This window comes from Coprobacter sp. (genome assembly GCF_982436375.1).
This window is the reverse complement of record NZ_CEWDCG010000139.1, coordinates 1-8,338: the sequence shown is the minus strand read 5'-3', so window position 1 is coordinate 8,338 and position 8,338 is coordinate 1. Positions and strand designations below refer to the sequence as shown.

The 8,338-nt window shown below is 38.8% G+C and carries 7 protein-coding genes and 1 pseudogene; 6 read left to right on the top strand and 2 right to left on the bottom strand.

The genetic code is table 11. The annotated features are described in order from the left end of the window. Positions 1-154: 154 nt before the first annotated feature. A complete protein-coding gene (gene lacZ / locus AC1WHX_RS08525) occupies positions 155-3,373 on the top strand; it encodes a beta-galactosidase, LacZ type (protein WP_481229150.1) in 3,219 nt (1,072 codons plus the stop codon). A gap of 266 nt (positions 3,374-3,639) precedes the next feature. Here lacZ and AC1WHX_RS08520 read toward each other — a convergent pair whose 3' ends face one another. Together AC1WHX_RS08520 and AC1WHX_RS08515 are read right to left on the bottom strand one after the other, a co-directional pair. After that, positions 3,640-4,164, bottom strand: a complete 525-nt coding sequence (locus AC1WHX_RS08520) for a DUF6125 family protein (protein ID WP_122337740.1) — start codon at positions 4,162-4,164, stop codon at positions 3,640-3,642. Between the two features lie 6 nt (positions 4,165-4,170). After that, positions 4,171-4,740: an NUDIX hydrolase gene (locus tag AC1WHX_RS08515; protein WP_122337752.1), complete on the bottom strand. Its 570-nt coding sequence runs from the start codon at positions 4,738-4,740 to the stop codon at positions 4,171-4,173. 156 nt (positions 4,741-4,896) lie between these two features. On the opposite strand from AC1WHX_RS08515, the gene AC1WHX_RS08510 reads away from it, so the two are divergent. The 5 genes and pseudogenes from AC1WHX_RS08510 to AC1WHX_RS08490 form a co-directional block, all read left to right on the top strand. After that, entirely contained in the window at positions 4,897-5,625 is a 729-nt protein-coding gene (locus tag AC1WHX_RS08510) for an O-methyltransferase (protein ID WP_122337741.1), read from the top strand. Positions 5,626-5,765: 140 nt separating this feature from the next. Further along, positions 5,766-6,893, top strand: a complete 1,128-nt coding sequence (locus AC1WHX_RS08505) for an aldose epimerase family protein (protein ID WP_303116606.1) — start codon at positions 5,766-5,768, stop codon at positions 6,891-6,893. Between the two features lie 103 nt (positions 6,894-6,996). Further along, positions 6,997-7,563, top strand: a complete 567-nt coding sequence (locus AC1WHX_RS08500; protein ID WP_122337742.1) for a cob(I)yrinic acid a,c-diamide adenosyltransferase — start codon at positions 6,997-6,999, stop codon at positions 7,561-7,563. Between the two features lie 58 nt (positions 7,564-7,621). Beyond that, on the top strand, positions 7,622-7,843 hold the full coding sequence (locus AC1WHX_RS08495; RefSeq protein WP_009318182.1) for a DUF2795 domain-containing protein: 222 nt from the start codon (positions 7,622-7,624) through the stop codon (positions 7,841-7,843). A 200-nt stretch (positions 7,844-8,043) separates the two neighbouring features. Next, a pseudogene (locus AC1WHX_RS08490) lies at positions 8,044-8,288 on the top strand (recombinase); the annotation flags it as partial. Between the last annotated feature and the right edge of the window lie 50 nt (positions 8,289-8,338).

Sequence of the window (8,338 nt, the reverse complement as noted above, 5' to 3'; positions counted from 1 at the left end):
ATTATTCATCGTTTGATTTTAGTATTATTTGTCTAAATTTGCGGAAGGACCTTATATGGTTATTTTTTGTTAAATGAAAAATGTTGCTGTCTATTCTCGTTTCGGGAAATTGTCCAAATATTAAAGAGGATAAATTATAAAATATAATATACCCATGAAAAAAACATCCGTTTTTGCATCATTATTTTTGGTTATGGTGGGCGGTGCTTTTGCCCAGAATTCTGACCGGTATGCCGAAATAACCGATCCGAAAGTTGTGAGTATAAACAAAGAACCTGCTCGTGCCAGTTTTATTTCATATAAAGATGAAGATAGTGCATTGGCAGGAAATCCGACATCAGGGGCAGATTATTTGCTACTTAACGGAAAATGGAAGTTCAATTATGTCGAACAATTCAATGATCGTCCAATAGATTTTATGGACCCTTCTTACGATGTCAGCAGATGGAAAGATATTCAGGTTCCCGGGAATTGGGAAATGCAAGGTTTCGGAGATCCTATTTATACGAATATTCCTTATGAATTTGTCTCTGCGGGATATAGCAAGTATCTGCAACATCCTATGCCCCCTTATGTTCCTAAAGAGTGGAATCCGACCGGAACTTATCGTCGGGATTTTGATCTTCCCGATTGGAATGGGAAAGATATTTTTTTAAGTGCCGATGGTGTAAAAGGTGCGGCTTACTTCTATCTGAACGGGAAATTTGTCGGAATGTCAAAAGCCGCAAAAGCTCCGGCGCGTTTTAATATTACAAAGTATGCTAAACCCGGTAAAAATACGTTAGCGGTACAGATACATCGTTTTTCGGACGGAAATTATTTGGAATGTCAGGATTTTTGGCGTTTAACCGGATTTGAGAGAGATGTATATGTCTATGCCCAGCCGAAAGTGCGGCTGGCCGATTTTTTTGCACGCACTCCTTTAGACGACTCTTTTAAAAATGGCATGCTTGATTTGGATATAACGCTGAATAATGCTTCGGGCACAGTGCAATCATATACTGTAATGTATAAGGTTCTCGATAGACGGAATAAAATTGTTGCTGACGGAGAGGAAAAACGTTCTGTTGCAGAAGGTCTGTCTACCATGAATTTTAAAGCGGTTCTTCCGAATGTTGCTGCATGGACTGCCGAAACTCCAAACCTTTATACTTTGCAGATAACCATTAAAGACGGGAATGGAAAAATTTCTGAATCGATAGCCAGTCGTATAGGTTTCCGTACTGTTGAGATAAAGGATAAACAATTATTGGTGAACGGACAGCCGATACTTGTAAAAGGGGTAAATATTCATGAACATAATGGATATACGGGGCATTATGTTCCGGAAGAACTGATGCAAAAAGATTTCGAACTTTTTAAAAAATATAATGTGAATACTGTCCGCACCAGTCATTATCCGCAGCCAGAACGTTTTTATCAATTGTGTGATGAATATGGTTTATATGTAATTGATGAGGCGAATATAGAATCGCATGGAATGGGATATGATATACAAAAAGGGCATTCTCTGGCGAATAATCCGGATTGGGTGGATGCTCATATGGATCGTACCCGAAGTATGGTCGAAAGGGATAAAAACCACCCGTCAGTCATTATTTGGTCTTTAGGAAATGAATCGGGAAATGGAGTTTGTTTTTATGATACTTATCGTTGGATTCGTGAAACCGATCCTTCCCGCCCGATACAGTATGAACGGGCCGGAATGGAGTGGAATACCGATATTTTCTGTCCGATGTATAGTTCCATAGAAGGAATCAGAAACTATGCTACGAATAAAAATTCCGATCGTCCGTTGATATTATGCGAGTATGCTCATGCTATGGGAAACAGTCTCGGAAATTTCCAAGATTATTGGGATACGATCGAAAAATATGATTTACTGCAAGGCGGATGTATTTGGGATTGGGTAGACCAAGGATTGATCGCTAAGAATGCAAAAGGAGAGTCTTATTGGGCCTACGGAGGAGATTTCGGAGAGGAAGGTACGCCTACGGATGGAGACTTTTGTATTAACGGTCTGGTTTATCCCGATCGTAAAGTTAAACCTCATACGATCGAGATGGGAAAAGTTTATCAAAATATAAAATTTACCGATTTCGATCCGATACAGGGAACTGTAAATATAAAGAACGGTTTTTTCTTTACCGATTTAAGTAAATATGATATCGTATATACGATAACAGCGGATGGTAAGGCTATTAAAAGTGGGAATATATCTCTTAGTCTTGCTCCTCAGCAGGTTAAACAAATTAAGGTAGAAGAATTGCCTTCCGCACAGCCGGCTTCGGTCGATTATCGGATACTTTTTGAAGTCAGAATAAAAGATGCAGAACCGTTTCTGCCCGTAGGTTATGCAATTGCCAGAGAACAGATGCCGATAAATACTTATGTAAAGGAAAGGACCGAATTGCCGCAAGGATCGATCAGTGTCAAAGAAGATAAGAATTCTGTAATTTTATCCGGAAAAGATTTTAAGGTCGTATTTGATAAGAGTTCTGGCTTTATGACTTCATACCGATATAAAGGAACTGAATATATCTTGAATGGTTTCGGACTGAGACCTGTATTTTGGAGAGCGCCTTTGGATAATGACTACGGATGGGATACCCCTAATCGTTTGAGGGTTTGGAAAGATGCAACATACCAGAATCTTGTACCGAAAAATTTTGCGGTAGAAAAAACGGAAAACGGTGTGATGGTGTCATGTAGTTATCCTTATCGTCGTATCAATTCTCATTGGAATGTGTCATATAGAGTTTTTGCCGATGGGGTAATAAATGTAGATAATACATTTACTGTAAACAATAAAGATGTCCCGGCAATACCGCGTATCGGTTTACGGATGCAAATGCCGGTCGATTTTACTGACCTTACTTATTATGGACGAGGTCCGTGGGAAAATTATCAGGATAGAAAAACAAGTTGTTTTGTCGGGGAATATTCTTGTCGTGTGGCAGATATGTTTGAGCCGTATATTCGTCCGCAGGAAAATAGTCACCGTACCGATATTATTTGGTTCTCGCTATCCGATAAAAAAGGAAAAGGTTTGTTGGTTGTTGCAGACGATAAGTTGGAGATGAATGTTTCGAATTATACCCTTGAAAGTTTAGATAGTGGGGAATTCAGGGATGATATTCCTCAACGTCCGTCGGTTTTGACCCAACGCCATACGTGCGATGCAAAGTCTCAGCAACTGGTAGATCTTTTCATCGATTATAAAATGATGGGTATCGGAGGTGATAATTCGTGGGGAGCTCAGCCTCGTAATGAATATCAGATTAAGTTGAATCCCGGTAAGGTTTCTTATGGCTTTACACTTGTCCCTTATGATACGAGAGCTGATAGGAGGAGTTTTATAAAACAGTATTAATATAGGAATGTTTAAAAGAGAAAAGCAGGAATCGGCAATATTGCCAGTTCCTGCTTTTACATTCACAATACACACACATACTAAAATAACACTCTTTTAGTATTTCCGCTACAAAGATAAGTATTTCAATTGGTTATCAAAGTAAAAAATCGATAAAATACTTTATTATAATGTCAGAAAGTTATTTTTTATGTTTAATCGTATTGTGTTATTATAACTTAGGAGTTTGCTTAAGATATTTGATAGAATTATATTTTCGGGCTTTTTCAGTCTGTTTTAGTCTCGTTTCGTAATGTGAATTTCCAACAGCAGGCACATGTCGGGTCGGTAATATTGGGAAAGCAGCTTGTCGTTTCACAATCGAATCTTGAATCGATCTCTTTTGCAAAATAAGAATATTCTATGATCCCTACCGATTTGCAAGGATGCAAAGGCATTCCTTTACGAGTACGGGCAGTCTGTACACGACAGTCAATAACTTTGTAAATAAGTGTATCTTCGGTTATCCGGGTTTCTGTTTGGTTCAGAAAAGCGTTAAAATGAAAATCAAGCGCTTTTTTTAAGCCGTTTATACCCGGTTTTTCCGGTAATTTTAAAAACGTTTTAATACGTTTGGCTTCAATTACAGTATATTTCCTCCATGCATTTTGATCATGCTCTATGGCTTCATCCATGCCGAGCTTAGTCTCTATGGATTGAAACCATACACCATCTAATGCCAGCATGTTTTTAGCAAAAATATGTACTAACTCGATGAGCTCTTGCTTTGATAGCTGTTCTAATTGATCCATAAAAATTTAAGAATGTCTGTTTTCCCCGTATAATGCAATATACTTCCATAAGGGAGCAGCATGTTGGGCTTGAGTTATTTTATTATTTTCCAATAGATCTTTTACTTCTTCGATAGTCAAGAGTTTTACTTGTATATCTTCTGTCGCTTCTAAATGTGGTTCGGATATTTTTTCTACATTAGTAGCAAGATAGCAATAGGTTAAGTTTGTATGGGTTCCCGGGTTGGGAGATATGATCATAAACTCTTCCCACTCGCCTTTCCCATAACCGGTCTCTTCCATTAATTCCCTTTGTGCGGAGATTAACGGAGATGAATCTTCTTTTTCACAAACTCCGGCACACAGTTCGTATGAAGTGCTTCGCAATCCATGACGATATTGTCGTTCGAAAATAAATTTCCCGTCTTTGGTAATTGCGATTACGTTAACCCAATTAGGGTATTCTAAAACATAATATGAATCGATCGTGTTTCCGTTAGGAAGTTGCACTTTTTCTTTACGTACGGTAAACCATGGTTCTTGAGATATGTACTGACTGCTCAATACTTTCCATTCCATGCTGTCTTTTTCTTTCATTTCTTTGTAAATAAAGTAGTTTGGGGAACAAATATATATCATGTGATTTGTTTACGAGTAATTTTATGAGCTGTTTTTCATCTTTAAATAAAAAACAATACCTTTGCGCTCGACCTTAAATTAAGTTCTGTATTGAGGAAATAGTTTGATTACGATATGTCGAAACGTATCTTAAAGCAATATTGTACTAAAAATTTTCGTAAAATAAGACATCGGAAAGGTTTCGGTGTCCACTCCCCGTTTGCTTATAATTTAATAACCAAAGTAATAGAAGAAACTTATAGTTATTATGCCTATCAACAGATCGAGGAAGTTTGGCATACCCGGGTGTGTAACCAGCTTACTCAAGATGATTTTCAACGACGCAAACCTGTTTCGGAAAAATATGGGCGCTTGCTTTTCCGTATGGTCAACCGATTTCATCCGGATATAATATTTGAATATGGTTCTTGTTGGGGTATTTCGTCTTTGTGTCTTTATTTAGGAAATACTCGGTCTCAACTTTTTTGCGCAGATCCAGATACTCGTATTTATAATTTCTCGAAAGATGTCATACCTTCTGACTTGCAAAATATCCGTTTTTTCAACTCTTATTTTTCAGAAGGGTTGTCAGAATGTTTGAAATTTGGCACGCCCGATTTTATTTGCATTCACCGTCCATCTGATATACAAGAATATGAATTGATTTATAATCGGTTATTCCCCTGTTTGGGAGAGAATACCGTTATCCTCATAGAAGGAATACATTCGGAGAGTAGAGCTTTAGATGCGTGGCGCAGATTTATATCGGACGAAAGAATTCGAGTGACAATGGACCTATTTGACTTGGGAATTGCATTTTGTGATCCTAAATTAAATAAACAAGATTATATTGTTGCATTCTAAATATTGCTTTTCAAAAAAAATTTGTATCTTGCTTTCGCAAAATAATTAGAAATAAGGTGTACCTGTTGTTTTGTTTCATAGTGAAGAGGGTATCTCTTTTTCGATTTGTTGAATTTGTTAATCACTAATCACATACGCAAATGAAACGGTTATTATCTTTATGTTTCCTACTTCCTTTATTAGTGGGGTGCAACTCCGGTCCGAAAGTGACCTTGTTGCCTGATTCGCAATTTGATACCATTATAGATGGTAAAAAAGTCGCGCTTTATACGTTGAAAAATGCCAAAGGAATGGCTATGCAAGTGACGAATTACGGAGCTCGGGTGGTCTCTTTATGGACTCCTGACCGGGCAGGAAAGATGTCTGATGTAGTTCTCGGATATAAGGATATTCATAGTTATGTCAATAATCCGGGCGAACGTTTTCTCGGTGCGGCTATCGGCAGGTACGGGAATCGCATTGCAAACGGTAAATTTACTTTAGATGGCAAGGAATATCAGTTGGCTGCTTATAATAATGGACAATGTTTGCATGGTGGCCTTAAAAGTTTTGACCGGGTGGTTTGGAATGTAGATAGCGTGATGCCGAATAAGATATGTTTCTCTTATTTATCTCCGGATGGAGAAGAGAATTTCCCGGGTAATTTGAATGTCAAAATGACTTATGAGCTTACGGACAATGATGATTTTGAGATTAATTATACTGCTACCACAGATAAAGCTACACCGGTTAATTTGACGAACCATACTTTCTTTAATCTTAAGGGTGAGGGGAATGGGGATATATTAGCCCATGAGTTGACTATACGGGCTTCTCATTTTACTCCGGTAGATAGTCTTTTGATTCCCACGGGTGAGTTAAAGGAAACTCTCGGAACTCCTTTTGACTTTCAGAAACCACGCCAAATCGGCAGCCGTATAGATATGGATGACCCTCAATTGCGAAATGGTCAGGGATATGATCATAACTGGGTGTTAGACCGTCATACTGATAAGAATTTGGAATGGGCAGCGACTGTTTTCGAACCGGTAACAGGGCGTCAGCTTGAAGTTTGGACCACAGAGCCCGGATTACAATTTTATAGCGGAAATTTCTTTGATGGGGCAGCTACCGGAAAATCCGGACAGCCGTATGATTACCGTTGTGGTATTGCTTTGGAGACACAGCATTTCCCGGATTCTCCTAATCATCCGGATTTCCCGAATACGATTCTTAAACCCGGAGAAACTTATCAGCAGACATGTGTTTATAAGTTCCGGATAAAATGATCGGATGATTGTGTGAAAATCATATAATTTGATTAAATTAGCACTGCTTCGGTAGAACCGGGCGGTGCTGATTTGTTTATTATATCGATATAATTGATGAATTATGGAGAAAAGTAAAATTTATACGAGGACAGGAGATCGGGGGCAAACTTCTTTGGTAGGAGGAAAGCGTGTTTCGAAATATGATGTGCGTTTAGAGGCTTATGGAACAGTTGATGAGTTGAATTCATACTTGGGTATGTTGATAGCGACTTTGCCCGTTTCATCTTCAGATACAGAACTATTGCAGTTTATCCAAAATAAGCTGTTTGTCGTAGGTTCTTATCTGGCAACTGATACCGCATTTACCGAATTGCGCGAAGCAAGCCGAATGAAAGCTACGGATGTAGAGCGTATAGAACGGCGGATCGATGAAATTGACCGTGTATTGCCGCCGCTCAATCGATTTGTTTTGCCCGGAGGAGTTCCGGCTGCGGTTAAAGCTCATATTTGCCGGACGGTTTGTCGCCGGGCGGAAAGACGTATTTGTGAAGTTGCCGGACAATATGAAGTAGATGACCTTATTCTTCGTTTTATAAATCGATTGTCGGATTATCTGTTTGTCTTATCGCGCTTTATGAATGTAGAAGAAGGCATAGAAGAAATTTATTGGAATAATAGTTGCGAATGAGAAATTTTATTCTATTTTTGCGGAAAATTTGGAAGGAAAACATTAAAAGCATATAATTATGTACTGGACGTTAGAATTAGCATCAAAATTGGAAGATGCGCCTTGGCCTGCAACTAAAGATGAGTTGATTGATTATGCAATGCGTTCGGGAGCCCCTCTTGAGGTAATCGAAAATTTACAAGAAATGGAAGATGAAGGTGAGATATATGAGTGTATAGAAGATATTTGGCCCGACTATCCTAGTAAAGAAGATTTCTTCTTCAACGAGGAAGAATATTAATAGCCTTCAGATAGGTTAAACGAGTGAATACCAACGCGATAAACAAAGATGATTTGTTTGTCGCGTTGGTGTTTTATGGTGCTTGATGGTGCGGTTTGTTTGTCTAAATTGCGGTTTTTCTTCTCAAAAATCGGGTTTGTTTGTCTAAAATACATAACCTTTGCTTCTCCGCAGGAATATTGAATTGGGAGGAAAAGCATATGGGAAGACCGAAAAGACTATATCCATTGGACAAATACCGCCTTCACACGCCGAAAGTGGTTGACAAGAAAAAGCTTATCTTGTCGAGTTGGAATACACTTGGAACAGGCAGGTAATCCGTAAGACAACGAATGTCTTTGTCAAAGTTGCGGACTGGAACCAGAACGGCAACCAGGGACGGGGTGAAATACGTGCAAGTCATGGCGGAGAATCCAAACGACTTAACCAGTTATTGCTGGCACGTTAACCACGACGGGAAAGGCGATCGAGTTCGCCGTTTCCGGTAGTGTCGTG